The 26,258-nt window shown below is 64.4% G+C and carries 16 protein-coding genes and 1 pseudogene; 12 read left to right on the forward strand and 5 right to left on the reverse strand.

Annotation, left to right across the window (positions count from 1 at the left end; all coding sequences use genetic code 11):
• Window positions 1-86: 86 nt before the first annotated feature.
• A complete protein-coding gene (locus E1267_RS28345) occupies window positions 87-1,856 on the reverse strand; it encodes a DUF3427 domain-containing protein (RefSeq protein WP_132336744.1) in 1,770 nt (589 codons plus the stop codon).
• Between the two features lie 1,516 nt (window positions 1,857-3,372).
• Here E1267_RS28345 and E1267_RS28355 point away from each other — a divergent pair.
• From E1267_RS28355 to E1267_RS28380, 6 genes are all read left to right on the forward strand, one after another.
• Complete coding sequence (locus tag E1267_RS28355) at window positions 3,373-5,238, forward strand: AfsR/SARP family transcriptional regulator (protein WP_165959835.1); 1,866 nt, start codon at window positions 3,373-3,375, stop codon at window positions 5,236-5,238.
• Between the two features lie 368 nt (window positions 5,239-5,606).
• Window positions 5,607-6,134, forward strand: coding sequence for a tetratricopeptide repeat protein (locus tag E1267_RS28360; RefSeq protein ID WP_165959836.1), 528 nt, complete (start codon window positions 5,607-5,609; stop codon window positions 6,132-6,134).
• Window positions 6,135-6,909: 775 nt separating this feature from the next.
• Entirely contained in the window at window positions 6,910-9,717 is a 2,808-nt protein-coding gene (locus tag E1267_RS28365) for an AfsR/SARP family transcriptional regulator (protein WP_132336752.1), read from the forward strand.
• A 91-nt stretch (window positions 9,718-9,808) separates the two neighbouring features.
• Window positions 9,809-10,258 carry a PqqD family protein gene (locus tag E1267_RS47440; RefSeq protein ID WP_132336754.1) on the forward strand — a complete coding sequence of 150 codons (450 nt, stop codon included), beginning with the start codon at window positions 9,809-9,811 and terminating at the stop codon, window positions 10,256-10,258.
• A gap of 20 nt (window positions 10,259-10,278) precedes the next feature.
• On the forward strand, window positions 10,279-10,962 hold the full coding sequence (locus E1267_RS28375; protein ID WP_132336756.1) for a dTMP kinase: 684 nt from the start codon (window positions 10,279-10,281) through the stop codon (window positions 10,960-10,962).
• 68 nt (window positions 10,963-11,030) lie between these two features.
• Window positions 11,031-11,756 carry a CPBP family glutamic-type intramembrane protease gene (locus E1267_RS28380; RefSeq protein ID WP_132336758.1) on the forward strand — a complete coding sequence of 242 codons (726 nt, stop codon included), beginning with the start codon at window positions 11,031-11,033 and terminating at the stop codon, window positions 11,754-11,756.
• Window positions 11,757-11,773: 17 nt separating this feature from the next.
• On the opposite strand, the gene E1267_RS28385 is transcribed toward E1267_RS28380, so the two are convergent.
• Together E1267_RS28385 and E1267_RS28390 are read right to left on the reverse strand one after the other, a co-directional pair.
• Window positions 11,774-12,322: a DUF6817 domain-containing protein gene (locus E1267_RS28385; RefSeq protein WP_132336760.1), complete on the reverse strand. Its 549-nt coding sequence runs from the start codon at window positions 12,320-12,322 to the stop codon at window positions 11,774-11,776.
• 14 nt (window positions 12,323-12,336) lie between these two features.
• Window positions 12,337-13,146, reverse strand: a complete 810-nt coding sequence (locus tag E1267_RS28390) for a hypothetical protein (protein WP_132336762.1) — start codon at window positions 13,144-13,146, stop codon at window positions 12,337-12,339.
• 415 nt (window positions 13,147-13,561) lie between these two features.
• On the opposite strand from E1267_RS28390, the gene E1267_RS28395 reads away from it, so the two are divergent.
• From E1267_RS28395 to asnB, 3 genes are all read left to right on the forward strand, one after another.
• On the forward strand, window positions 13,562-14,374 hold the full coding sequence (locus E1267_RS28395; protein ID WP_165959838.1) for an SDR family oxidoreductase: 813 nt from the start codon (window positions 13,562-13,564) through the stop codon (window positions 14,372-14,374).
• A 91-nt stretch (window positions 14,375-14,465) separates the two neighbouring features.
• A complete protein-coding gene (locus E1267_RS28400) occupies window positions 14,466-15,986 on the forward strand; it encodes an aldehyde dehydrogenase (protein WP_220449715.1) in 1,521 nt (506 codons plus the stop codon).
• Window positions 15,987-16,291: 305 nt separating this feature from the next.
• Entirely contained in the window at window positions 16,292-18,088 is a 1,797-nt protein-coding gene (gene asnB / locus E1267_RS28405) for an asparagine synthase (glutamine-hydrolyzing) (RefSeq protein ID WP_165959839.1), read from the forward strand.
• Window positions 18,089-18,829: 741 nt separating this feature from the next.
• Here asnB and E1267_RS28410 read toward each other — a convergent pair.
• Window positions 18,830-19,693, reverse strand: coding sequence for a TauD/TfdA family dioxygenase (locus tag E1267_RS28410; protein WP_165959840.1), 864 nt, complete (start codon window positions 19,691-19,693; stop codon window positions 18,830-18,832).
• A gap of 556 nt (window positions 19,694-20,249) precedes the next feature.
• Here E1267_RS28410 and E1267_RS28415 point away from each other — a divergent pair.
• The 3 genes from E1267_RS28415 (at window position 20,250) to E1267_RS28425 (ending at window position 25,282) form a co-directional block, all read left to right on the forward strand.
• A complete protein-coding gene (locus tag E1267_RS28415) occupies window positions 20,250-22,451 on the forward strand; it encodes a RiPP maturation radical SAM C-methyltransferase (protein WP_165959841.1) in 2,202 nt (733 codons plus the stop codon).
• A gap of 102 nt (window positions 22,452-22,553) precedes the next feature.
• Window positions 22,554-23,762: a cytochrome P450 gene (locus tag E1267_RS28420; RefSeq protein WP_246064317.1), complete on the forward strand. Its 1,209-nt coding sequence runs from the start codon at window positions 22,554-22,556 to the stop codon at window positions 23,760-23,762.
• A 248-nt stretch (window positions 23,763-24,010) separates the two neighbouring features.
• Window positions 24,011-25,282 carry an MFS transporter gene (locus E1267_RS28425; protein WP_246064319.1) on the forward strand — a complete coding sequence of 424 codons (1,272 nt, stop codon included), beginning with the start codon at window positions 24,011-24,013 and terminating at the stop codon, window positions 25,280-25,282.
• Window positions 25,283-25,919: 637 nt separating this feature from the next.
• Here the strand turns inward: E1267_RS28425 and E1267_RS48045 are convergent.
• Window positions 25,920-25,973, reverse strand: a pseudogene (locus tag E1267_RS48045) (hypothetical protein); the annotation flags it as partial.
• Window positions 25,974-26,258: the final 285 nt, after the last annotated feature.

Here is a 26,258-nt window from a genome sequence, read left to right on the forward strand (position 1 = left end):
ACCGTTCACCCGGAAGGTGCGTCCGTTCTGTGCGATGTCTTGATCTAAGCAGTCAGATCATCGCAGGTCGGAGGCACCTTCTTCATTTATCGATCTTCGGAGTGAAATTCCGGCTGAATAGCCGAGGTTGGCGTAGTGGAATACCTCGGGAGGGAGTCGGTGGTCCAGGCGCCAGACGAAGCGGAGGGTCGCTCGCCCTCGTGACTCACGTACCGCATCGGTCCTGCATATGTGTACGGCGGGGCGCCGAGTCCTTCGTCGCGCTTGGACTGCCTGATGAGGAGGCGCACCGTGGACTCACCCGTCATGTAACGGCGGGCGGTGGGAGCAGCGGAGCGGAGGGTGCTCTGCGACTCCCACTGGAACAGGTCCTCGCTGATCGCCCGGTCGGCGTAGAGCGTGGTGGGGGAGTAGTGGTCCTCGGACTTGTCGATGGTGACGAAGAACAGGTCCGCGCGGTGCTCCTGTACGTATTTGACGCCTTCCCGCATGTGTGCGGGCTTGTCGATGCCGAAGGCGGCCAGCACCTCGTTCTTGCTGTAGCGGGCGTGCACGTGAAGGGGCACGACAGAGTTCAGGGGCGGGGCCACGTGCCGCAGGCCGGAGCGCAGCACGTTCGCCAGCTCTTCCCGCTCCGCCGTGCGGGTACCTGTGAGGCGGGCGAGCCGGGCCTCCATCCCGGAGATCGGTTGGGTGCCGCCCCACAACATCGCGTCCAGCATGGCCATCAGGCGTAGCTCGCGCGGCGATTGCGGAGCTCTTCCGGCCAGCACGTCGGTGAGGAAGGCCAGGCGTTCGACGTCGTCGATGTGCAGCATCCGGCCGAAGGCGCGTCCGCGCCCCTCGTCGCCTGGTGTGCCGCCGAACCCTGCCGCGTGCCGCAGCGAGGCCCAGCCCTGGCGGCTGCGACGGTAGAGGTCCTCGACGTCCAGTCCGGTTTCTCGCAGGAACGTGGGCAGGTTGACGTCACCGAGGTCCCGCAGTTCGCGTGCCAGGTCCCGCCAGTTGAGGCTGAGTGCCTGGCGTACGTTGTCGAGGACGAGCCGTCGTACGTCCCGATCCAGGTCGATCACGCAGCCGGTGGGCAACGTCGGGAAGCCCTGCTCGATCTCCTGGGCGATGCCGGTACGGCTGGCGCCAGTGAGCGCCCGGTAGCGCCGGTCGAAGCGGAACTGCTTGTGCTGGTGGCCGACGAAGTCGAGCACGGTCAGGCACGGCTTGTCCTCGGCCAGCCGTAGCCCACGCCCGAGCTGCTGCAGCAAGACGGTGGCGCTGTCGGTGGGCCGCAGGAACAGCACGGTGTCGATCTCCGGGACGTCGACGCCCTCGTTGAAGAGGTCGACGGTGAACACGGCGTTGATCTTCCGGTCGCCCAGGTCGCGTAGGGCCTGGTCACGGTCGTGACGCGGGCTGTGCGCGGTGACGGCGACGGAGGGGAGCCCGGCACGGGTGAAGCGGTCGGCCATGAAGCGGGCGTGGTCGATGCTCACACAGAAGCCGAGGGCGCGCATTCGTCCGACGTCGCCGATTTTGCGTTGCAAGGTCTCCAGGACCGCGGCGGCGCGGCGGTCGTTGCCGGTGTAGACATTGGAGAGCTGGCCGACGTCGTAGCCCGAGCAGATCGCGGTGATCGCTGATCCAGCCAGTTCCGGCGTGGTCACATACCCCACACGGCGTTCTGGCGCTCCGTCGCCGGGCTCGGCCGTCGCGACCTCGGCGGGCGCGCCGACCGTGGACAGCTTGGGCACGATCGCCGCACCGAGTCCGAGCCCCACCATCGACATCACCACCCCGTCGTCCTCGACGGTGACCCCGGCGATCCCCCGCCCCAGGCCAGGCACCTTCCGTGCGGTCACCGTCACCTTCGGATGCCGCTGCCCGAACCGCGCCAGCACCCTCGGCAGCAGGTGGAAGGCCGCGCTCCGGGAAGTCCGCCACCCGGATCGTCCCTTTGGCTTCACCCTGCGCCGCCGTACGGGTGTCGGCCTTCATGACCTCGATCTGCCGCAGGATGCGCCGGGCGTGCCCGACCGTGGCGTCTCCGGCGGGCGTGGCCGTGGCGCGGCGCGCCCTTCGCTGGTCGTCAGCTTCGCGCCTGCAGTTTCCGGGCCTCAAGGATCTTTCAAGGTTTCCGTCGGGCCACGTTGACATATTGGTGCCACAACCGCCGAGACCCTTCAACGTAACCTTTCGAGTTGATCACTGGGGGATGTCGCCCGGGACGCTTGCGAGTGCCGACCGAGAGTTCGTCGTTCTCATCCGTTCACGTCATCTGCTCCACGTCGCCGTCTGCCCGGATTCCGTGGTGCGCAAGATGGAGGGGAGCAAATCCATGAGCATCATGAACCATGCGGGTGATGGGGAAGGGAAGGATCTCGCGGCTGATGCTCTTCCCGTTCACCTCTTGCCAGTGCTCCAGCAGTTGCTGGAGGGAACCCCCGACGTCACGGCCAGCCGGCGGCTCAATATGTCGCCTCGGACGTTCAGCAGGCGCGTGGCCGAACTGCTCGATTATCTGGGGGTTCAGACACGGTTTCAGGGAGGTGTGGAGGCGGTGTTGCGGGGTTGGGCGCCAGCGCGGCATGGACGCCCGAGTGGGCGGCAGCCGTGCACAGACAGCCTGGGGAACGTGGTCCGGTCGGCGGGCGCGAATGCGAGCGAAGGCGCGCATCGGGTGCAAGACCGGTGTCAGGCATCCAGGCAGAAGCTGGGGCCGACGGAACGGACCTCCCCGATAGCGCATTTGATCTCGTCCAACGCGCCTGCGCAGATGAGTCAGTCGCCCTCGTAGAGGGTCTCACCCCCGTCTGCTCGACCCACCGAGACCGCTTCCGGTGTCCTCCAGGAGGGTCGGGATCGCGATGGCTCTGGAGTCGGTCCGGTTCGATCGACCGCGCGGTCGATCGAACCGGACCGCAGAGGAAGGGCGGCTGGCTGCTCGCGGACGAACCGGAGGAGGCGTTCTTGGAGTCGGACCTGCTGGACCTGATGGTGCCGCTGTAGAAGTATTTCGTCCTTTTCGAGCCGTACCGGTGGACGGCGGGCAATCCGCTGGGCTGCCCGGTGAACGTCATGGGTGCGCTGGACGACACGGTGCCGGGGGCAACCGGACATTGTCCTCCTGGACCAGCTCGCTCATCTGGACGAGGAGGTGCGCCCGGCGAGCACCTGGCGACAGCTGATCGCGGAACACGCCCTCGTGAGCGCAACCTACGAACGTGCGCCGCGACAAAGCGAGGTGGAGCCCGCTTCACCTGGGTGGTTTGACATGATGATCTCGCTCGGTCACCATCTTCTCCCGGCTTGCCGGGAGAAGATGGTGACCGAGCGACACACCCGCGGGCGATCCCTGCCAAATCGCAGAGGATGTGTATGGAGTTCCAGGTGCTGGGCCAGGTGGGAGCGACTGTCGGCCATCATCAGGTGGAGATGGGCACACCGAGACAGCGCTGCGTCCTGGCGGTGCTGCTGATCGAGAATGGTTCGGTCGTCCCGGTCGAAAAGCTGATCGAGCGCGTATGGGCACATTCCCCGCCCCGCGGGGCACGCAGCACCCTGTACAGCTATGTGACCCGTATCCGTGCCGCCATCCAGTCGCTGGGCGCTGAGGCGGATGGCGCCGAGCTTGTCCGCCACGCAGGAGGCTATGCCCTCCATACCGCGCCAGAACGAGTCGACTTGCACCGCTTTCGCCGGCTGGTCAAGGAGGGCCGCGCCGCCGATGACGAGGGCGGCAGCACGCTGTTACGGAGGGCTCTTGCCCTTTGGCAGACGGACGCGCTCACAGGAGTGTCGGGGATGTGGGCCGAGCGGACACGCGTACAGCTGGACGATGAGCGAATCATGGCACACCTGCTGTACCAAGACATGCAGCTCAACCTCGGACGGCACGAGGAGCTGCTGCCGGGGCTGCGCGATCTCGTCGCGTCTCACCCCTTCGACGAGAGGCTGGCGGCCAGGCTCATGATGGTGCTGGACCGGTGCGGGCGGCAGGCGGAGGCCCTGCGTCTGTACGAGCAGGTCCGCTCCCAGCTCGCCGAGCAACTCGGCATCGATCCCAGTCCGGAGCTGCGGAAACGGCATCTCGAGCTGTTGTCCTCGGCATCCACGCCCGCCGCTTTCGCACCCCCTGTGCCCCGTGAGCTGCCGCTGCCGCCTGCGGGATTCGGGGCCAGGGCTCGCGAACTCGCCGAGCTGAGCCGCATGGACGAGCAGGGGGAGGACGTGATCCTCGCCCTTGTCGGCACGGGTGGCATCGGAAAGACCTACTTGGCCCTGTACTGGGCCCACCAGCACCTGGACCGGTTTCCCGACGGGCAGTTGTACGCCAACCTGCGCGGATTCAGCCCGACGGGCGAACACCTGTCAACGTCGACCGTGTTGCGGAACTTCCTCGAGTCCCTCGGCGTCGAGCCCTCGGCGATGCCTTCGGACGGCGACGCCCAGTCCGCCCTCTACCGCTCGCTTGTCGCGGGGCGGCGCATGCTCGTCGTCCTGGACGACGTCCGTGACGCGGCCGACGTGATACCGCTGCTGCCCGGCAGCCCCGCGTGCACGGTTCTGGTCACCAGCCGCAACAAGCTCACCGGCCTGGCGGTCACTCATGGGGCCCGCACCCTGACCTTGGACGTGCTCACGCCCGACGAAGCACACGGGATGCTCACCCGCAGGATCGGCACCGTCCGCGCCGCCGCTGAGACGGAGACCCTGACGGCCCTGTTGGAGCACTGCGGGGGCCTGCCGCTCGCCATTGGCATCCTGGCCTCCCGGGCCACGGCGCACCCGGAGTTCCCGCTGGCGTTCTTGGCGAAGGAACTGGAAGAGGAATCCAGCCGGCTCGACGCCCTGGACGTCGGCGACTCCAGCACGGACGTGCGCGCCGTCTTCGCCTCCTCATACCGCGCCCTGACCTCCGACGCGGCGCGGAGCTTCGGGCTGCTGGGTCTGGCACCTGGCTCGAGCATCAGTCTTTCGGCGGCCGCCGCCCTCCTGGCTCTGCCGATCCCGCGCGCCCGCACCGTGCTCCGCACCTTGGAAGCGGGTCACCTGGTTCAGCAGCACGTGCCTCTGCGGTACCGCATGCACGACCTCGTCCGCCTCTACGCGATGGAAGCCGCCGAACGTCACCTGCCGGCGGACACGCGCGAGGAGGCCATGCGCCGCCTGATCAGCTTCTACCTGCGTAGCGCGCACACCGCGGACCGCGTGCTGTATCCAACCGCCTGGACATCGAGCTGACGCCTCCTTCGAAAGAGGGCGCCTCTCTTCCCCTGATAGCGAACACGGCGGAGGCGCTGGCCTGGTTCGATGCCGAATACTCCTGTCTGCTTGCCGCGCACCGGTTCTCCGCAGCCCGCGGCTGGGACGCCGCGGCCTCGCAGTTGGCATGGACGGTTGACACGTATTGCTTGCGCCGGTGTCTCCAAGCGGATCGCATCGAGATCTGGAAGACCGGGTTCGAGGCTGCGGAACGGCTGGCTGACCCGGTGCACCGCGCCATGGCCCGATGGCGCCTGGGGTTCGCCCGCGGGCACGCCGGAGAGCGAGACGGGGTTATTGATCTGCTGAACGAAGCGTTGGCCCTGTTCGCTGAGGCTGGAGACGCCGTGTCGCAGGCCCAGGTTCACCAGTCGCTCGGCTGGGCCCTGTCGCAGCGGGACGAGCACGAACTGTCGCTGCACCACGCCGAGCGCGCCCTGTTCATGTACCAGGCCCTCGGCAACTCGGTTTGGGAGGCCAATGCCCTCAACAGCATGGCCTGGTGCCTGGCCCAGCTCCACCAGCACGACAAGGCCCTGCTCCACGGGCAGCGGGCCCTTGAGCTGTTCCACAAGAGTGACGACCTCGACGGTGAGGCCGCCACCTTGGACAGCATCGGCTACATCGTCCACCACATGGGACGGTACAGGGAAGCCATCGGCTACTACCGCTCGGCCGTACGGCTGCGCAACGTGATCGGCAACGCCGCCCAGGAGCCCGACACCCTGGTCAGGATCGGAGACTCGCATGCGGCCCTTGGGGAGAGCACCCAAGCCCGGGCCGCGTGGGAGCGTGCGGCTCTCCTCTACCGCGGACAGCACCGCGTCAGGCAGGCCGAGAAGGTCCAGGCCATGCTCGACGCCTTGCCCCGGTGACGCGAAGACTGTTCGCGAATGCGCGTTGGCGAGTTCATGACAAGTATGCGACTTCACGCGGCACGTTCAACTGCTGTATTTTCCGAGACGTGACGACGAGCAGTTGCCGTCTTACCCGGTGATCGTGGATCTGCCCGGAAGCCGTATTCCGCCAGACGTAATCAGCGAGAAGGAAAAATGCCTGCCGATATCCCGTTCACGCATTACCGACCTTCTACGATCAGGAGCGCCGACCCCGCCATCGTTCGGTGCCGCAACGCAGGCGTTGATGAGGAGGTCCTGTATCGGCTCGATGATAAGTAGGAGCCGTCGGAATGGGTGAGAGGGGCGTCGCCGGGTGTGCAGGCGCGGCTAACTGCACAGGAACGCCAGCGCGAGCACGACGGTGGTGACGAGTCGGTGCCGGCCGGTCCAGCCGCGGACCTGGCAAGGAAGAACTCGATCTCCTCGGGACGCGTGGCGCTGCGGCGGATGAGCCGCGTGTGGGCATCCTCCGGCGCGGGGTCCTGGCCGCTGACGGCCACCGCGACCGCGCTCCGGTCATACAAAGGCAGACCCTTGCTCCCGGCCCCTGCAAAGACGCCATTCCCACGAATTCCTCACCCAGAGCGCGAGGCCATCGACGGCTCTGCTCAGTGTCCGCCCGGAATAGGTGGTGCCGGGTGGACGAAGCTCGTTCTTTCTATCGTCGCACGACTCATAAGCGCCGGGTGAAACGACAATCGGCGCTGACGCCACGAATGCGCAACCGAGCTACCCAGGTGAGGAGTGGGTCTTGGCCGATGCGTTCTTCAACGTCTTGGGTCCGGTACAGGTGTGCCGGACGGATGGCCGACAGGTTCATCTGACCGGCAAGCAGCGTGCCGTGCTCGCCACCCTGCTGGTCAACGCCAACACGGTGGTCACCAAGGAACGGTTGATCGATGCGTTGTGGGAAGATCCTCCACCGTCGGCCATCCCCAACCTCGTGACCTATATCGCCGGGCTCCGCAAGGCGTTGCCGTCCGGCACGCGGTTGGTCACCATGGAAACCGGATACCTCTTCGAGGCGGATGCCGAGGAGGTGGATCTTCTACGGTTCGAGCACGTGATACGGCTGGCACGGAGCAAGGCGGAGGAAGGTGACCTCCATGCGGCCGTCTGCCGGTACGAAGAGGCGCTGTCGATGTGGCGGGGCAAACCCGCCGAAGGTACCAACCTCGCCGGCTCCATGGCCGCCCGCCTGGCCGAGCTGGAGCATCGGCTGGCCGTGGCGCGACTGGCCTGGGCCGATGTGAAGCTCGCCCTCGGCCAGCCCGCGGACGTCATCGAGAACCTCCGCCTCTTCATCGCCGAGCAGCCGTTACACGAGCGAGCCTGGTACTCGCTCATGCTCGCCCACTCACAAGCGGGCCAGCGGGACAGAGCGCTCGAAGTTTTCCAGCACGCCCGCGCCGTACTTGTTGACGAGCTGGGCATCGAACCCGGCGACGAGCTCCAACAGCTCCAGGCGGTCATCCTCGCCGGGCCCACCCGATCGAGTGGGTGCACAGCCGAGACGCCGATCTGGCAGCTCCCGTCAGACGTCGAATATTTCAGTGGCCGGGATGCTGAGCTGGCCACGTTGGACCGGCTTCTCCCATCCGCAGGCGAGAGGCCGCCGAGCACCGCCACGATTTGCGTGATCAGCGGTGCCGCTGGGATCGGAAAGACCTGTCTCGCCGTGCACTGGGCCCGCCGGGTGCGTGATCTCTTTCCCGACGGTCAGCTGTACGTGGACCTGCAGGGATTCAGCCCAGCCTCCACACCTATGACGGCGGCGGAGGCGGTGCGCGTATTGCTGGGACTGCTCCAGCCGCCCCATCACCAGATCCCCTCCTCCTGTGCGGAACAGATGAGGCTCTTTCGGGCCCTCCTGACCGGTCGGCGGGTGCTCATCCTGCTGGACAACGCCCGCGAACCGGATCAAGTGCGCCCGCTGCTGCCCCCATCGCCAGGAAGCCTGACCTTGGTGACCAGCCGCGACGCGCTCACCGGCCTGATCGTCGCCAACGGCGCCCATCTGGTGCGGCTGTCGCCACTGTCCGACTCACACGCCGGCGAACTGCTGGCGCGCCGCCTGGGCGAACACCGGATAGCGGCCGAACGCGACATGGTCGACGCCATCGTCAAAACCTGCGCCGGACTGCCACTCGCCCTGGGCGTCGTCGCCGCACGAGCCATCGTCAACGACGGCCTTCCTCTCGCCGCGTTGGCCGAAGAACTCCAATCCGAGACCACCCGGCTGGACGCCCTGCAGACCGACGAGCTCAGCACCGACCTGCGTGAGGTGTTCGGCTCCTCCCATCGCGTGCTGACCCCCCAGGCTGCCGGCACCTTCGCCCATCTGGGCCTGGCGCCAGGCCCGGACATCAGCCTGCCGGCCGCGGCCAGCCTCATCGGCCAAACGGTGCCCCAGACCCGCATGCTGCTGCGCAGCCTGGAGACCGCCCATCTGCTGCATCAGCACGCTCCCAGCCGCTATCGGATGCACGATCTCGTCCGCCTGTACGCCATCGAACGCGCGGGCCTCGACCTCGGCGCGGATGACCGCAGCGCCGCCGTGCGCCGCCTGGTGGACTTCTACTTGCACACCTCGCACGCCGCCGACCATCTGCTGTCCCCGCACCGCCGCGGCACCGTCGAACTGGACCCGCCCGCTCCCGGCTGCCTGCCCGCCGCCCTGGCGGACGCGGCGGCGGCCCAGGACTGGTTCCGGGCCGAGCACCCCTGCCTGCTCGCCACCCAGCGGCTGGCCGCCGAACACGACCTGCACGCCGCCGTCTGGCAGCTGGCCTGGACCATCGACACCTACCACCTGGCCCACAACCTGCTCCCGGGCTGCGTTGCGGCCTGGCGCCTGGCGTCCAGCAGCGCCGAGCGCCTGAACGATCCGGCCGTGCACGCCCTGGTCCACCGATTACTCGGCCGCGCCTGCGCCCGCGCCGGCCACTACGAGGAGTCCCTGTCCCATTTGGACGACGCCCTGGCCCTGTACGAGGGCTCGGGTGACATCGCGGGGCAGGCTCTGGTGCACCATACGCTCGCGGTAACTCAGGGCAACCGGGGCGAGCACGAGCAGACGCTGTTCCGCCTGAAACATGCGCTGCAACTGTACAGGGACGTGGATGACCCCCTGGGGGAGGCGAACGTCCTCAATTCCCTGGGTTGGAGCCACGCGTTGCTGGGCGACTTCGCCGAGGCCATGGGGCACTGCGAGCAGGCGCTGGCCCTGCTCAGCCGCCACGGCGATCGTCTCGGCGAGTCGGCGGCGCTCAACAACCTCGGCTACATCGCCCACCACACAGGGCGGCACGAACAAGCCGTCGACCGCTACCGTCACGCGCTGACGCTGCGGCGCGAATTCGGCCATGTCGGCTTGGAAGCCGACACCCTCACTCATCTCGGCGAAACCTATCGTGCGCTCAGCCGGTACGCCGAAGCCGACCGAGCCTGGAGCCAGGCACTCGCCATCTACCAAGCCCAGCACAACACCGTGAGCATGCGGCGCGTACAAGCCAGGCTCGAGGTCATGCGAGAAGCGTCGTGCGAGCGGCCCGAATGAGTCGCGTTCCCGGTCAGCTTGTGGGGCTCATAAATAGGGCGCGGCGTCTGTGTGGCATCCATGTAGCAGATATATATCGCGTCTCGCTTATATGTGCCCAGGCAGACTGTTTTGGCTCGCTTCGAGCCGGGCGTGCTCCGCAGCAGCTGCCTGGCTGGAGCGCCGGAAAGGGAGTGTCAGACAACAGATCCGTGATAAGCGGTACAAGCTCAGATGTCACCCGAGAGTCCTGTTAGACGGGAGTTCAAAGTTGTCCAGTGATGTCCTTGGCGCTGCTTCTCGTCCGCGCCGTCAAGACGGAACGCGTGTTCGTCGCGTCGGCGGTCGAGTCGTACTTATTCTTGATTCCGGCGGGCTTGAGCTCAATCAGACCGCAGAGTCAGTCTGGATGCTGTGCACGGGTTCTACGTCCGTGGCCGACATCATCTCCCAGATAGCCGAGGAATACGACGCCGATGAGGACGAGGTCCGCGCGGACGTCGTAGAACTCTTGGAAGAGCTGGAAGGCCTCGGCGCCCTAGAGATAGCCGCGCCCGCGTAGTTGAGAGTGGCACGTCATCGATGCATTCCAATAGTTGCGGCTTCCTCGCAGTTCTGCTTGGCCCTGACGGTGCCGGCAAAACGACACTCGCGACGCAGATGAAATCGCTTGCACCCGAATGGCGATTCCCCTCGTTGCAGCCGGAGGACCTGTACCCGATCGAGCGTCTGGAATGTTACAACTGGGCGCTACGGACCCACCCGCGCGAATATGTGAAGCATATGGCGCCCATGGTGCGGGCATCTTTCTTCATGCATATCATCGCGCTCGAGTGGGAATATCATATCCGTCCGGCTCTGGCCGAGAACCGTATCGTGTTCTGTGATTCATATTGGTATCGGGCCGCGGCCAAGGAATTCATCCACAACCCGGCTGCCGCCTCAATGCTAGATGGGATCACAGACATGCTTCCGGAGCCGGATCTGGTCGTCTGGCTCGATGTTCCGCTGGAAGAAGCGTGGCGGCGCAACGGTACGCCCACCGTTTTCGAGGTGGCCGGTGACGAGCCGACCTACCCCGCATTTGCGGACTTCCAGCAGAAGGTCTTGGACGACCTGCACGATCAAGTCAAGGGCATCCCGCAAGTGGTCCTGGACGGGAGGATGGCCGTTGAGGAACTCGCGCGATCCGCGGTCGACCGCGTCCGCATGGTTGCGGGAAACCAGGACGCTGACCTGGCGGACAGCCTGAGAACGAGGCGGTAGTGCCTCCCCGCCTCGCTCGGGTCTACCCCCCGCCGCGCCTGACACCTGTGCCTCCCCCCATCTTCACGGTGCGCACCGTCGTGCTGCCGACGGTCGTGACACTTGGGGCGATCGTGTTCTGGGTGGCACGGGCGCCTGATGTGGCCGCTGTGTTGGCCGCTGTGGCGACCGTCTGGGCCATGCAGTTGATCGCGCCCGCCATCCGGCGTCGGAGTCTGTCCATGGAAGGCTGGGCGTCGGAGGTTCTCTTCGCCGCGCCGTTCGTCTTGTTCTTCCTGCCCTATGTGGCATGGGCCGTGCTCGCCCGCCCGCCGTTGGCTTGGGATTGGACCGGTGCCGTCCTCGCCCTAGGTGCTGCAGGGGCTGTGTACGCCAGCAACTGGCGACAGCTCCGCCTCGGCTTCGACCGGGAGTTGCTCGAGATCATGCCGCCACTGCACTTCACCACGGCGGCCCTGCGCAGCTACCAGTTGCTGGCCGCGGCGGTCGGGCAGGAATTGTTCTACCGCGGGGTGGTCTTCGAGTTCCTCAGGCCGACCATGGGGTGGGGAGTAGTTGTCGTCTCGACCGTTCTGTTCGTCGTAGAACACCTGGGCAACCGCTGGGCCGGCGCTGTGCTCGACATCGCCTACGTCGTCCGGATCACCATACTTTCCACGATTCTGGCCACGATCATGTTCATGACAGGGTCATTGTGGGCGGCCCTGCTCGGACACGTGATCTACAACCTCTTTCCTGCGGCACAGGTCGCCTGGCGCTATCGCGTCAACCCCTACCGCAGCAGCGCGACATGACGCGGGGGGTGCGCAGCTCAGGCGGAGAAATCGACCCCGAGGATCTCGGTCGCCGTCTGCTTCGGCCGCGAACCGACCAGGTCTGCCGTCAGGATGAGCAGGTAGGACACAGCCGACCAGTCCCCGTCCGAGCCGGCTCCGGCCGCTTCGAGGGCGTTCGCCCAGGTAAGGAGAGTAAATGTAGCCAGTTCGTCCTCGCCGACCACCCACTCGCGGCCGGTGAAGCGATCACGCCATTTGACGTCGGCACCGTTGTCGAGTTGTGGATAAACGACCTTGCGGTCGCAGCATCCGTACAGATGGACAGCCGACTCCGCAGCGGCACCGATGAGTGAGCGCAGCACCGGCCGGTCCTTCAACTCGACGAGCGGTGCGACGAGGCCATCGGTCCCGTACACGGCATGGCACAGGCCGGCGATTGCGGTCTCGTCCGAGCAGCCCCAGCCGCGAAGAAGTTGCTCGGTCCCTACCAGGTGGTCCAGCAAGGAGCGATGATGGAGCTTGATCTTCGCGGTGCCCCGGTCCTTCAAGAACTGTACGACCGCGCTTCTATCGACCATGGTCATGTTCAGTCGACCCCTCAGATCGCCTGCAAGATGATTTCGTCACCGAATTGGAGACACCGCTGGGTCAGAGATGACACGTCTCCTGGAAGTGTCCCCCCAAGCGCTTCGCATTCAAGGAAGCGTTCAGCGAGAGAAGTGTCGCCCGTCAGCAGCCTCTGGAGCTTCTTCCACCGCCACTTGTCGACCCGGGTATTGGTCTCGCCGTGAGCGGCGAGGTACATGTCGACTGCGGCCTCCACTCGTTGCCGGGCGACGAAGTACGCCGAGATGACGTCGCCCTCCTCCAGGAGTCCTTGGGCGTCATCGAACAGGCCGTCGGCCCGGTTCTGATGGAAACGCATCAGGTACTGGCGGAACTTCATGAAGTCCACGCTGCTCTGGATCTCGCCGAACCGTTCGGCGTTCGCCAGCGGTACGCCGATGCTCAACCGATGCACGAACTCCCGAAAGTTGTCGCTCCACGCCGTGGGGTAATCGGTTTCGCCGTTGAAAGCCGTGAGGAAGGCATTGAGCGTGACCAGGAGCTCAACAGGGACCACGGTAAGGTCGACTTTGGTCCGGCCTGGCGTGAGGGTCATGTACATCGCCGGCATGCCTGGGCCTGTCACCTGCGGCAGGCCGCTCGTGCGACCCGGATCCGAGGTGATGAGGTAGAGGTCGAGATCGGATCGCGAATTAGCGAACCCCTCGACCCACGAGCCGCTCCAAAAAAACGTCTCATCGCCATCGAGGTGCACATCCTCGACCAGTTCGGCGACGCTACTGCCGCAGCGTTCCTTCAGCAGGCCGTCGAGAAGGCCTGGAGTCGCTCGTTCCGCGTTCATTATGCATCCTCGCTCTTACAGAGAGTCGCCGACCACCAAAACTCATGGCAATGAACCTGAGCCGAGTAACAAGGTCGTTGTTGCCCGCGGGTCAGCAGTACGGACAGCAGTGTCGCAGTCGTGACAAATGCTAGTCAAGGTATCTTTGGAGATTATCGAAACTGAGACAATGATGAAGTATCAATAAGATAGCGGACATAACAGCGCGTCTCGCGCGAGGGCGTTGACGCAATTTTGTTATGCCTTTTTCTGGAGGCCATCCCATCGCGCGAGGTTGCACCTTCTGTCAGCGCAAACCTGGTCATTCTGATCACTTGCATATATGGTTCCAGCCAAGTGCGCCGCACCGACTGGAATGCCTATTTCGCAGCGGTTCAGAGAAGGATCGTGAGCTATCGATGAGAGGAACTGGCGCGTGTCGGATTCACGTCTCGACCCCCGTGGGCAGCTCGCCCTGGGTGGCAAGACCTTCATCGTCACCGGCGGCGGGTCGGGCATTGGGCTGTGCACGGTCGAGCACCTACTCGCAGCGGGTTCCTCGGTCGTGGCAGTGGACATCAACACCGACTCGGTCAAGAGTCTCGACGGAGACGTCGCGGTGGTGTGCGGTGACGTGTCGCTGCCGGACCTTGCCGACGAGGCCCTGGAACTCGCACTGGTCGGCGGGCGGCTCGACGGCGTGGTGTTCGCGGCCGGCACTTCCTCGACCGGTTCGATGACCGATCTCAGCTTGGAAGCCTTCGGCCAGGACCTGGCCCGCAACCTGAGTGTGCACCTACCGCTTTCGCAAGCCGTCCTGCGGCACCGAACCGCGCACCAGACCGGCACCCAATGCTCGCTGGTGTACGTGGCGTCCAAGCATGCGGTGGCTCCCAACTCGGGCTTCGGCGGCTATCCGATCGCCAAGGGTGCGTTGCTCCAGATGGCCCGTCTCTTCGCGCTCGAAGGTGCCCGGCTAGGCGTTCGGGCGAACACCATCAATCCCGGTGCGGTCTTCGACGGCTCGAAGTTCTGGGAGGAGGCCCTGTCCGCGGAAAAGGCTCAGTCACACGGTGTCAGTGTCGATGAACTTCCCGACTTCTACGCGAAGCGCACACTCCTGGGCGTGCGAGTGTCCCCGACAGACGTCGCCAACGCGATCATGTTTCTGTTGTCCCCGCTCAGCCGAGCCACCACCGGCGCGATCATCGGCGTCGACGGAGGGCTGCCAGTCAGTTTCGCGCGGTAGGCGATCTCTGGCGCGGGCCGCTGGAGGCACTGCCGATCGCGCGGACACCCGGACCTGAAGGACGAGCATCCAGAAAGGGAGCACACTCCAGATGACCGCGACCAAGGCGATGAACAAGCTGGGCACCACGGCAGGCCTGGAGCACTACCAGATGCTGGTGGACGGCGTCTGGCGCGACTCCTCCGAAAAGGCGACATTCGATTCCATCAACCCAGCCACCTCTCAGCCCTGGGCTCGCGTACCCGTCGCGAGCGAGCAGGACATCGGCGACGCCGTCCAGGCCGCACGCCGAGCCTTCGAGACCGGCCCATGGGCCGCATCGAGCCCGCTCCAACGAGCCACTCTGCTGCGCAAACTCGGCGACCTCATCAGCGACAACGCCGGCGAGCTCGCCCGAATCCAGGTGCTCGAGAACGGAAGACTCATCCGCGAGGTCAGCGGAAGAGCGAGGGCGCTGGCGAACCACGCCTACTTCTTCGCCGGCGTCGCCGAGAGCCCCACTGGGGAGACGCTCGCCAGCAGCGTGCCCAACATGCAGGTCTTCACGGTCCGGGAACCCATTGGCGTGGTCGCCGCCATCACTCCTTGGAACAGCCCGCTAACGCTCCTGCTCTGGAAGCTATGCCCGGCGCTCGCCGCCGGCAACACCGTGGTGGTCAAGCCGTCCGAGATCACCCCCGTCTCGACGCTCGTCCTGGCCGGGCTGTTCAGCGAGGCCGGGTTCCCGGACGGCGTCGTGAACGTGGTCACCGGAGCCGGCTCTGTCGGGGCGACCCTGGCCGCGCACCCAGGTGTGGACAAGATTGCCTTCACAGGTTCCACAGCAGTCGGAAAGAAGATCGCCAGAACCGCGGCGGACCGCCTCGCCCGCGTTTCGCTCGAGCTCGGCGGCAAGTCGCCCAACATCGTGTTTCCCGATGCCGACCTGACCAGCGCGGTGAACGGCGTCGTCGGCGGCATCTTCACGGCCACTGGGCAGACGTGCATGGCCGGATCCCGGGTTCTGGTGCACACCGACATCTACGACGAGTTCTGTGACGCGCTAATAGCGAGGACGGAGCGTGTCAAGATTGGCGACCCTATGGATCCCGACACTGAGATGGGGACCATGGCCTGCCGCGCTCAGTATGACAGGGTTCTGCACTACATCGAAGTGGCGAAGGAAGACGGGGCACGACTCGCTACCGGCGGCGACCGCCCAGAGGCCCCAGAGTTCGTCGGCGGCCTCTACATCCGCCCGACAGTCTTCACAGACGTCGACAACCACATGCGCATCGCCCGCGAGGAGGTCTTCGGGCCGGTCGCAGTCGCTATCCGCTTCTCCGACGAGGACGACGCCGTCGCCATCGCCAACGACACCCGCTTCGGCCTGGCGGCCGGTGTCTGGACCAATGACCTCGCAAAGGCGCATCGGATGGTTCGACGCCTGCGCGCCGGAACCGTGTGGGTCAACAACTACCGCAGGACCAACCACGTCGCGCCCTTCGGCGGATTCAAGGAAAGCGGCATCGGCCGCGAGAACGGCTTCCACGCGATCGAGGAGTACACCGAGGTGAAGACAGTGTGGATCGACACCGGCAACCAGATCACCGATCCGTTCAGCAGACCCTGACTTCGGCTCGTCGACTCTGTCGTGCTGGCCACCCAAGCGGCTTGCGCGTGAGCCACCTCGTCATCGTGTCACGCGGCACGGCCTTACCACCGCCTCCCGGCTCGCACCGCACCGTCGATCTCGAATGCCGCGGGAATGCCGTTCCGGCGCCAGTATTCCTTCAACGGCGAGTCCAGCCGGATCGCCAGGTCAACCTCCGGCAGTGGCAGGAGCCACTCACCACGCCACGGGCGTCCGGATACCGGCGCCGACAAGCACAACACGTACAGCAAGAGTGACTGCGTCGACAAGTTTTGAGGTTAACAGTGTGCGGAATTGCGGGGGTCGTCAGATGGGGGCAGGACACATCTGATAACCGAACGGTCGAACGCCTCTTATCTGCTTTCGAGCACCGAGGGCCCGATGGACGAGGAATCATTTCGCGCGGGCCCGGTGCTATCGGTGCCGTTCGTTTGTCGCTCGTGGATGTCGCCGGATCGGACCAGCCGATCTCCTGCCGAATCAGCGATGTGCATCTCGTGTTCAATGGCGAGATCTACAACCACGCACAACTCCGGAGAGATCTCGAAAGTTCCGGGCACCGTTTCCTGACCGACGGGGACGGGGAGGTTATTTTGGCGTCGTACCTGCACGATGCCGGACACTTCACCGAACAACTGGACGGGATGTTCGCCTTCGCGATCTGGGATGCACGCCGGGAAACCCTGATAGTCGGCCGCGATCGTATGGGGATCAAGCCCCTTTATGTGTACGCGTCTCAAGAGCGACTCGTCTTTTCCTCGGAGTTGCGGTCGCTCGTGACAGATCACCACGTCCCCGTCGATGTGAACCGGGACGCCGTCGCGGACTACTTCACCGTCCGGTTCTCACCGCCGACGTACAGCCCATTGACCCACGTGCGCAAGATCCAGCCAGGGACAACGGTTGCCTTCAACCGGCGACACCCATCAGGTCTTGTTCAAGCGTCCCACGAACTCGAGTTCCCCGCCTCCTCCGGAGGGAAGGAGTCCCGGGAATCGCTGGACCGAGAGCTGCGCGAATCAGTCCTGACAACGCTCGCACCGGACGCGCTGCCCGCGGCGTTCCTCAGTGGCGGGCTCGACTCGGCGACCGTTTCCGCCCTGGCAGCGCAACAGACGGGCAGGATCGCCGCATTCAGCGTCGGGTACGCCGAAAACACCTGGCAGGACGAGACCCGTTACGCCATAGAAATCGCCCGGCATATCGGTGCCCGGCACGACATCACGCATCTCACGGAGTCGAACGTACCGGAGACTTTCCTGGCGACGCTCCAATCCCTGGACGAACCCATCTACACCCCTGTGTGTCTCAGCACCTACGCCGTCAGCGAATTGGCGGCACGAGATCACAAGGCAGTGCTGGCAGGGGACGGTTCGGACGAGCTTCTGCTGGGCTACGCGCACATGCACGAGGCGCACCAGGCATCGCTTCGAGGCGAGCCCTGGCGCGATGAGTACTGGAACGCACTAGGGTGGTGGACCGACGACGACCGCCGACGTGTCCTGGACGACGACATGCTCAAGCGATGCGCCCCGGACATTTCCCAAGAACGATTCGGATTTACAAAGCTCGCCGCCAGTGGGGTCGATGCGGCAGAGGCGATCCGCTGGTTCGAAGTCACGGCCAAGCTGCCTGAATACCACCTGCCGCGTGTCGATCGACTGTCCATGGCCCACGGACTCGAAGTACGTGTCCCATTCCTCCGCAACAACGTGGTGGACTGGGCGCTTGCGCAGCCGGCTCGAGCGCTCATGACGGGCCGCCCTAAGGAGGTGCTCCGGTCCGTGGCACGAGGGCTCGTCCCAAGGAGCATCGTCGATCGTCCGAAGCAGAAGTTCTCCGCTCCCGCGCGGGCTTGGCTCGCCGGACCATTGCGCGACATGACGCTCGACCTTCTCCGCGACGGTGTCGGCGCTGAGGAACTCGGGTTGGAGACCACCGGGCTCGCACTACTCGCCAACGACTTCCACCGTGACCCGGCGGCGAACACCAGGAGCGTTTGGGGAATCGTCGTACTCCTTGCTTGGTACCGATCGCTTCGTGACCATACCCTCCAGGTCCGCAGCGCAGACGCATCCTGAAGGTCGGCCGGAGCTCAGAGGACGCGGCCGCCAGCAGGCCCAGGTTCCCGTCTCGGAGCTCGCCTTCCACGAGTGGCCCGGCTCCACGATCGAGTACCACCGCCATCAGATCCGCATGCACCTGGGCTTTCGCACCTGCACGACCGCGGACGCCACCAAGCCTGCGGTGTGGCCCACCGAGAACGTCGCGCACGCCGAGCGGGTACGGAAAGGAACTGCTCAAGCATCTGCGAGAGGAGCGGATCGAACCGCCGGCACCTGGGCGGATCTCGCGGATTCGTGACCATCTGCCTTGCGCAAGGCGGAGGTCACCTGGCCGGCGTGCCCTCGCACATGCGCCGCGGTCGCGCGAGCTGACGGTCCTGATGCTGCCGGCGCCGGTTCACGAGCGGGAGCGTGAGATCACCGACACGCTGGTGGAGCTACTGATCGCCACGGTCCATGGGCCGGACACACCGCGGCGGGCCACACTTGCTGGAGTGGGTGACGCTCGACGAGTGCGAAGCGGGCGGGATCAGACTGACGGAGATCTGCGGGTACGGCACCAATACCGGGATCGGGGCCGGGCCCCCAGCGGCCACGCCCACAGCGAGGATGACATCCGCTACGTCCGGTGGGGCGAAGAAACGACCACCGTCGCCTCTGACTCCACCCACGTACGGGCCTGAACGACCGACGAGAATCTCTGCCCATGACCTCACGGCTCGACGCACTCTTATACGAGTGGTGAAGCGCGGATGATTAGATGATTCGCCAGGAGAAGTTTGTGAGGGAATAGCCCTTCATCCGTCGCAGCCTCCGTTCTCCGGGCCCCAGCGCCGTTCGAGCGTGCAAGGCGCGGCGATTGTCGACGAGGAGGAGGTCATCTGTGTCCATTCGCACCTGCACTGCACACGATTCGGGCTTGGTGGCCACCTGGTGGAGCACCGAGAGTGCGTGGAGGTGGATCTCGCCGAGTTCAAATCGCTCCGTCAGCTTCGCCAGGATGTCGCCACGGTAACGGACGCACCACTTGTCGCCGTCCGCGACGAGTATCGGCGCCATCTGAATGCCGTGACCGAAGAGCGGGTCGCGGAGGTAGAACGGGTAAACCTGTTCTCCGAGGGCGGCCACTGCGTCGGCTCCACCGATCGCTCGTACCCGATCTGCCACGTCCGCCGCGCGCACGATGACGGACTCGCCGCCTGAGACGCTGTTCCGCACGCAAGCCAGTCCGAGGACGTCATGGGGCACCGACAAGAAAGTGGAGTCAGTGTGAAGAGGGAACTCGGCGCTGGTGCCCGACACGTCGGCCGAGTCAGGCGAACTCGGAGAGATATCGAAGAACAGAGTGTCGCCGTTTCCAAGAGCAGAGGGGATGGCGACTAGGCCAAGAAGGGCAGCGAGTTCGGCATCCTCGCTACAAGGAACGTTCTTCACCAGAACGAAGCCGTTCTCGCGTAGGTTGCGCTGCACTTCCAGCCCAATGGACAGGAGCGACTCGGACTGTCCAGCCCGGGCACGCAGGGCTTCTAATGACGGGCCATCCAGTGACCACCCCGCCACAACCGACGCCACTTCACTCAGTTCACGCCGGTCGGCTTCACGGAGGCAGATCTCGTTCAAGATGCTTCCTTCACGAGTGGACACTGAATGGACCGCCTGTTCATCCTTTGAACCATGCCTGGCGAACTTAGTCGATGATTACGGCACCCAGGAGGTCGATGTGCCGCACGACAGGCTTCACATAGCGCTTCTTCACTGCCATTCCTTTCTCTCGGTGATCTACGTTGAAATGATCGTAAGTGTGCCTCAAGCATTTAGTCAAGCAATCGTGTCCGGTCGGCCGGATCAGCGATGTTGCCAAGAACTTATCCTTGTGACTTGTCGCGGGCGATAATATTGAGGGCCGACATAAAATCACTACATGAAAACTACATGGCGGCTCGCCCCTCCGCCGGCCACGACCCTGTAGCATTGTGCGGCCAGGAAATGAAGAACGCTCCGTTCGAACCGCGATCGGATGGCGGACTTGCAGAAGACTCACATTAAACCGTTCCATCATGTGAGAACTAACTCATCTAGGATTCCCGAACCGCTTCGGTTGCAAAACCAAACTTCTCGTTTACAATCTTGGAATCCGCCATGCCTCCCGGTGTCCACCGATGGAAGGGAAGCGTCCATGGGAGTCTTCAGTGAGTTCTCCGGCGATCAGAGAGCGCTGCTGACCCGCACGTTCATCGACCCTGCATTTCGAGAAGCCCTCCGGGATGATGTGTCATCAGCTCTGTGTGCCATCGGAATCGAACCGTCGAACGAACTCGGCGTATCGATGCGCAAGGAGATCGAAGAGTTCTTCGCCCATGGAGGTGGATCGTGCCTCCTGGATGAGCGAGCAACGGTGAGTCTCGATGTCGCCGCGGCGAATCCCACGACACAGGATGCCACCGTGTCACCACGCGTGGCTTTCGTGGTGATGCCGTGGGCAGAAACTCGCTGGGCATCGATCGGAGTCTCGCTCCTGCAATCCGCCCTCGCCATGAGCAGCATCGCCAGCGACGTCATCTACGCTAATCTGGACTTCGCTGAAGCCGTCGGGAACTCCATGTACAACCGCATCGGCACCTCCTCCCCGAAGGTGGCGTTGGTCGGCGAGTGGCTGTTTGCGGAGAGTTCGATCGATGCCACGGATAGCGGCGAGCGCTTCCTGAACGACGTCCTGCTCGACGAGCACGGAGAATTCGCTGACTTCTCCACGATCTTCCAGTTGGGTGAGATCAAGGCGTTGACGGCACCGTTCCTTGATGCCCTGGCCTGCCACGAAATCTGGGAACGCTATGACCTCGTCGGTCTCACGTCGACCTTCCAGCAGAACGTCGCGGCCCTCGGGTTCGCCCGCCGGCTGAAGCAGCGCCATCCGAACATCACCGTCATCATGGGCGGCGGGAACTGCGAAGGGCCGATGGGGTCGGCGATCCTGCGGAACTTCCCTGCGATCGACTATGTGTTCCGGGGTGAGGCCGAGTGGTTGATCGGTCGGTTCGTGAGCGACTTCCGCGCTGCAGGGGCTCGCCCCGACTGGATCGAATCGAACCCGTTCTGGAGAGGCCGGGCGGAGGTGCATCCCGGAGGCCGGGCTGTTGTCCTCGCCGGCACGGCCCCCAGCATGGATGACCTGCCGGTGCCGGAGTACCACGATTTCTACGCGCGGCTCCGGACCTCCCGCGCCGGCAGCAGCCTGCCCGTTGACACCGCCGTTCCTCTCGAGACCTCGCGGGGCTGCTGGTGGGGCGAGAAGAAGCACTGCACGTTCTGCGGCTTGAACGGCATGACGATGGCGTTCCGGAGCAAGTCGGCCACGAGAGCCTTCGATGAACTACGGAGACTGGTCCACGACTACGGGCCGGGCCCGAAGCGCCGGACGAATGTCCTGGTCGTGGACAACATCCTCGACTACCGCTATTTCAATGACCTCTTGCCGATGATTGCGAGGTCGGATCTGAAGGTGTCCCTGCACTACGAGGTGAAGGCCAACCTCCGCCTTGACCAGCTCATGCTGCTGCGGGACGCGGGCGTCTACCACCTGCAGCCCGGTATCGAGTCGATGAGCAACCGGCTCCTGACGGCGATGCGTAAGGGGACCACCAGGCTACGGAACTTGCAAACGATGAAGTGGTGCACCGAACTGGGCATCGACGTGTCGTGGAACTATCTCCACGGCTTCCCCGGGGAAACCGATGACGACTACGCGGACCTGCCGCACCTCTTCAGCCTCGTCTCGCACATGTCGCCACCGGAACACGTCGGCCCAGCACGCGCGGATCGCTTCAGCCCTTTCTACGAGTCGGGCAAGGACTTCGGGATCGTAGAGTTGACGCACGAGACTGCCTACGACCATGTATATGCCGACCTGCCCAGTGCTGAACGCCGCGAAATCGCCTACTTCTTCCGGATGTACTGCGATGAACCGCTCGCGTCAGAGCATGTGCTTGCCGCGCTGACGTCTGCCGCAGAGCGTTGGCGACATGACCACGCCGAGGCGCGGCTAGAAGCGTCCTGGATGGGTGACCACCTACGAGTCATCGATACCCGTCCTGCCCGTCCTCGCCCCGAGACCGAATTCGACCTCGACGCGGCGGCCAGCAGTGTCCTCATCGCGCTCGATCAGCTCCGGTCAGCGCAGGCGATCGAGCGAGCCCTGCCCATCCCAGTCCCTTCCACCGAGATCACTGGCGCTCTCGAGCGACTCCTCCATGCCGGTCTCGTTGTACGCGACGACGACAGTTACCTTGCCCTGCCGATCCTCCACCGGCGGCGGCTGCCAAGTGCGAAACCCGCTGTCCGCCTCCCCAGGGAACTCCCCATTCTGACCGGCACGACATGACAGCCAGCTGTCACCGACAAAGCCGCACATGGCGACGTCCGCCCGGCCGAAGACATTTGATGGCCGGGTACAGGACAGCCTCCACGCTCTGAGGAAGTCACAGTGACGGAAATCGCGTTCACCTACCCAAGCGACAGAAGGCCTGGACCCTTCGACCCGCCGGACGTGTTCAGCAGGATTCGCGACCAGCATCCTCTCACCCCGATGACGTTCGCGGACGGGCACGAAGGTTGGCTCGCTTCCAGTCACCGCATCGTGCGGAAGATTCTCGCGGATGATCGGTTCAGCAACCGGCGGGAGCTGATGCACCTGCCCATCGATCGGAACATCTCCCAGAAGCGGCAGCCGTCTGAGCCTGGCATGTTCATTCGCATGGACCCTCCCGAGCACACGCGCTACCGCCGCCTTCTCATCGCTCAGTTCACAGTTCATCGGATCAAACAACTCGAGCCGAAGATAACCGCAGTGATCCAGGACTGCTTGGACGCCATGGAACGATCTGGCCCACCCGTCGACCTGATCGAGGAGTTCGCAGTTCCCATCCCATCGGCCGTAATATGTGATCTGCTGGGAATACCGGAAAGTGACCGAGGTGACTTCCAGCAGGCGATGGGCGTCGCCGTCGACCTGAACACCAAGCAGGACGACCTCATCGAGGCGTTCATCACGATGCAGAGCCTCTTTCCTCCTCTGATCGACAGCAAGCGAGTGCGGCCCACTGACGACTTCTACAGCGATTTGATCAACAACAGCAACCTCACCGATGAGGAGCTCACCAACATCGGCTTCATGCTCTTCGGAGCCGGATTCGAAACCACCGCCAACATGCTGGGGCTTGGCGCCTTTGCCCTCCTCGAGCATCCCGGCCAGGTTGAGGCGCTACGTCATGACCGCTCGCTGATCGACAGCACGGTCGAGGAACTGCTCCGCTACCTCACCATCATTCACATCGGCCCGATGCGGGCGGCTCTGGAGGACGTGGACATTGAAGGGGTCACCGTCAAAAAGGGCCAGGTAGTCTGCATGTCTCTGGCCGCGGCCAATCGTGATCCCGCGTGCTTCGACGATTCCGACCGCCTCGACATCACTCGGTTCGCTCGGGCAGGCAAGAGAAACATGGGTCATCTCGCCTTCGGTCACGGCATTCACCAGTGCCTCGGCCAGCAGCTTGCCCGATCCGAAATGCGGCTCGCGTTCCCGGCGCTGTTCGATCGATTCCCCGACCTTCGCCTCGCCCTTCCTCCTGACGAGGTGCCAACAAGGGATGCCATGGTCATTTACGGCGTTCAGCGCTTGCCAGTCATGTGGTGATCCATACGGTGGGTCGCCGCCCTGGGAGTAGGAGGACAAGAATGCGCCCGAGGCGTCGATGACGCCGCCTTTCTGGGTTGCCGGGCCTGACGCGGCTTTCCAGTGCCATGTCGATACCACTAAGTCTTCGACCTGACTTCAGCCAGGGCCGCGTCCAGGAACTCGGTTTCTGACCGCGGGCCTCGAGAGATAGGATCGCACGTGCACACATCAGTGGCCGCCGTCGGGTTCCCGGGCCGAGGCGAATGATGTCATCGCCTACAGCACGGTCGGAAGAATGGTGGACTCGCCTACTTGAGTCTGTTGAACTGCAAACGGGTCCTCGGCGGATCCTGGCTGTATCAACGTTGGTAAATACCACAGGAAGCGGGCTGTTCATCACGGCCGGAGCCCTATATTTCACCCGCGTCGTCGGATTATCCGTCATGGAGGTGGGCGGAGGGCTGACGGTCGCGGGGTTCGTCGCTCTTGCCGCAGGAATCCCCGTGGGGAGGATGGCTGACCGTTGGGGGCCTCGTCGGCTCTGGGCACTGTTTCTCGTTCTCGAAGCATGCGCCATGGCCGGCTTCCTTTTTGTGAGCTCTTTTCCGTCTTTCGTTGCCATGGCATGCGTGAGCCAGTTCGCAGCGGCCGCCAGCCAGACCGCGCGAATGCCCGTGTTTCGCCGCATCGGCGGCGCCAACGCGACCCGTTTGCGCGCCGTGATCCGTTCCCTCGTCAATATTGGCACGAGCTTTGGCGCACTGGCCGCTGGTATCGTCATTGCCGTCGACACGCGCTTCGCCTACACAACTCTCATTCTCGCGAACGCGATCACCTTCGCTTGCAACGTGCTGCTGGTCCTGCTCCTGCCGAGGCTTGAGCCTTTGCGCTCGAGGTCGGATAAGACGACCGGGATGGCCCTGCGTGACCCCGCCTTCCTGGCGGTTACGGCACTGAACGGCGTCCTGGCGCTGCAGGGACCTGTTCTTACCTTCGCGATACCTCTCTGGATCGTTCAACACACAGAGGCGCCACGATCGATAGTCGCAATTTTGATTGTCATCAATACGGTGATGATTGCTCTACTTCAACTCAGTGCGACAAAGGGTATCAACGGGGTAATGAGCGCAGGCAATGCAGCTCGTAGTGCGAGTTTTGGTCTTTTAGTCGCGTTCGCCCTATTCGGCTGGGCGTCAGCATTCGCGGCCACCATCGCGACCAGTCTCCTTATAATAGGGGTGATCGTGTTGACGTTGGCTGAACTTCGCTATGCGGCCGCTGAATTCGAGCTGAGCTTCGGCCTGGTGCCCGCTCATCTGCAAGGCGAATACAGCGGAGTCTTCGGGCTTGGGCAAGGTTTGGCCGCGTCAGCCGGCCCGTACCTTCTCGCAGTGCTTGTCCTGGGAGTCGGTACGAACGGGTGGATTGCCCTCGGCGTTCTGATGGTAGCCGCAGGGCTTCTGGTTCCGCCGGCTGTGGCGTGGGCGGAGCGGACTCGTTCTCATGAACCCGAGGTCGGCTCTGAAGCCAATGCATAGATGGGTGACCGTTTCGCATCGTCCGACCAGTGAACGCTTATCGTCCTCACGCCGCCTGCGCAACTCGGTGATTCTGCAAGACGGCGATGGTCCTGCACAGGTGGCCGGGTACGGACGGGCTGCAGCGTAGCTTGCGAAGGCCGCTACGCCGAACACACTGCGCTCCTCACCAGAGAGCACCGCAGCTGGATAGAGCGATGGCCGCAGTGACACCGAGGCCCACCGTCCGCGACTTGCGCGGAGCGGCGGTGCACGCCGTGCGCATGTCCTGGGCGGTGGATCGGCGTGGTGCCCTCACCGTGGTGGGGCTGCAACTGACCACGGCGGGCGGCCTGGCCGGCGCGTTGATGCTGTTGCGCGGCATGGTGAACGACGTGATGACCCTCGCCCGTGGGGACGGGAGGACGATACTCCCAGCGCACGGAAGCAGACCTTGTGGGGTACACCAAACTCGGTCCTTGGGGACTCGATGAACTCCACCACGGTTATCGGTTCAGCGAGTTCTCCCGCCGCAGCCGCGCCAGCTCTTCCTGCTCAGACTCCTTCAGCTTGCCGCCTCCGTCGCCGTCCCGTCCGACCTGCTCCGTCGAGTACCGGTCCATCGCACCCAATCGTGCAGCGCGTACTTGTTGATACCCAGGTCCCGCGCGATGTGCGCGACGGGTTTGCCGGTCTCCTTGACGATACGCACCGCCCCAGCCCGGAACTCCTAATCAAAGCGACGCCTCGCGGTTCCTGCCACGACCAAACCTCTCTTGGTTCTGTCTCCACCTTACGAGGGGAAGCGCATAGGCCAGCATCGCTCGATACTGCGGGGCGTCGTTCATCTCGCTCCTGTCGTTGGCGGTATGAGGGGCCACCGTGATTCCGGACAGCCGTGTTATGAGTGCAGCCTATGCGGCTGTCTGGGTTGTAAGGGCCTCGTTGAGAACCTCCAGGGGTGGCCGGTAGCCGAGCGCCGAGTGCAGGCGCCGAC

It is taken from the genome of Nonomuraea longispora (genome assembly GCF_004348345.1).
Taxonomy (GTDB): Bacteria; Actinomycetota; Actinomycetes; order Streptosporangiales; family Streptosporangiaceae; genus Nonomuraea; species Nonomuraea longispora.

What these genes read in the sequence shown, in the direction of transcription:
- E1267_RS28355 (WP_165959835.1), top strand. Translation starts at nt 3,373, where the DNA reads ATGGAGTTCCAGGTGCTGGGCCAGGTGGGAGCGACTGTCGGCCATCAT.
- E1267_RS47440 (WP_132336754.1), top strand. Translation starts at nt 9,809, where the DNA reads ATGTGCCCAGGCAGACTGTTTTGGCTCGCTTCGAGCCGGGCGTGCTCC.
- E1267_RS28375 (WP_132336756.1), top strand. Translation starts at nt 10,279, where the DNA reads ATGCATTCCAATAGTTGCGGCTTCCTCGCAGTTCTGCTTGGCCCTGAC.
- E1267_RS28385 (WP_132336760.1), bottom strand. Translation starts at nt 12,322, where the DNA reads ATGACCATGGTCGATAGAAGCGCGGTCGTACAGTTCTTGAAGGACCGG.
- E1267_RS28390 (WP_132336762.1), bottom strand. Translation starts at nt 13,146, where the DNA reads ATGAACGCGGAACGAGCGACTCCAGGCCTTCTCGACGGCCTGCTGAAG.
- E1267_RS28400 (WP_220449715.1), top strand. Translation starts at nt 14,466, where the DNA reads ATGACCGCGACCAAGGCGATGAACAAGCTGGGCACCACGGCAGGCCTG.
- E1267_RS28415 (WP_165959841.1), top strand. Translation starts at nt 20,250, where the DNA reads ATGGGAGTCTTCAGTGAGTTCTCCGGCGATCAGAGAGCGCTGCTGACC.
- E1267_RS28425 (WP_246064319.1), top strand. Translation starts at nt 24,011, where the DNA reads ATGTCATCGCCTACAGCACGGTCGGAAGAATGGTGGACTCGCCTACTT.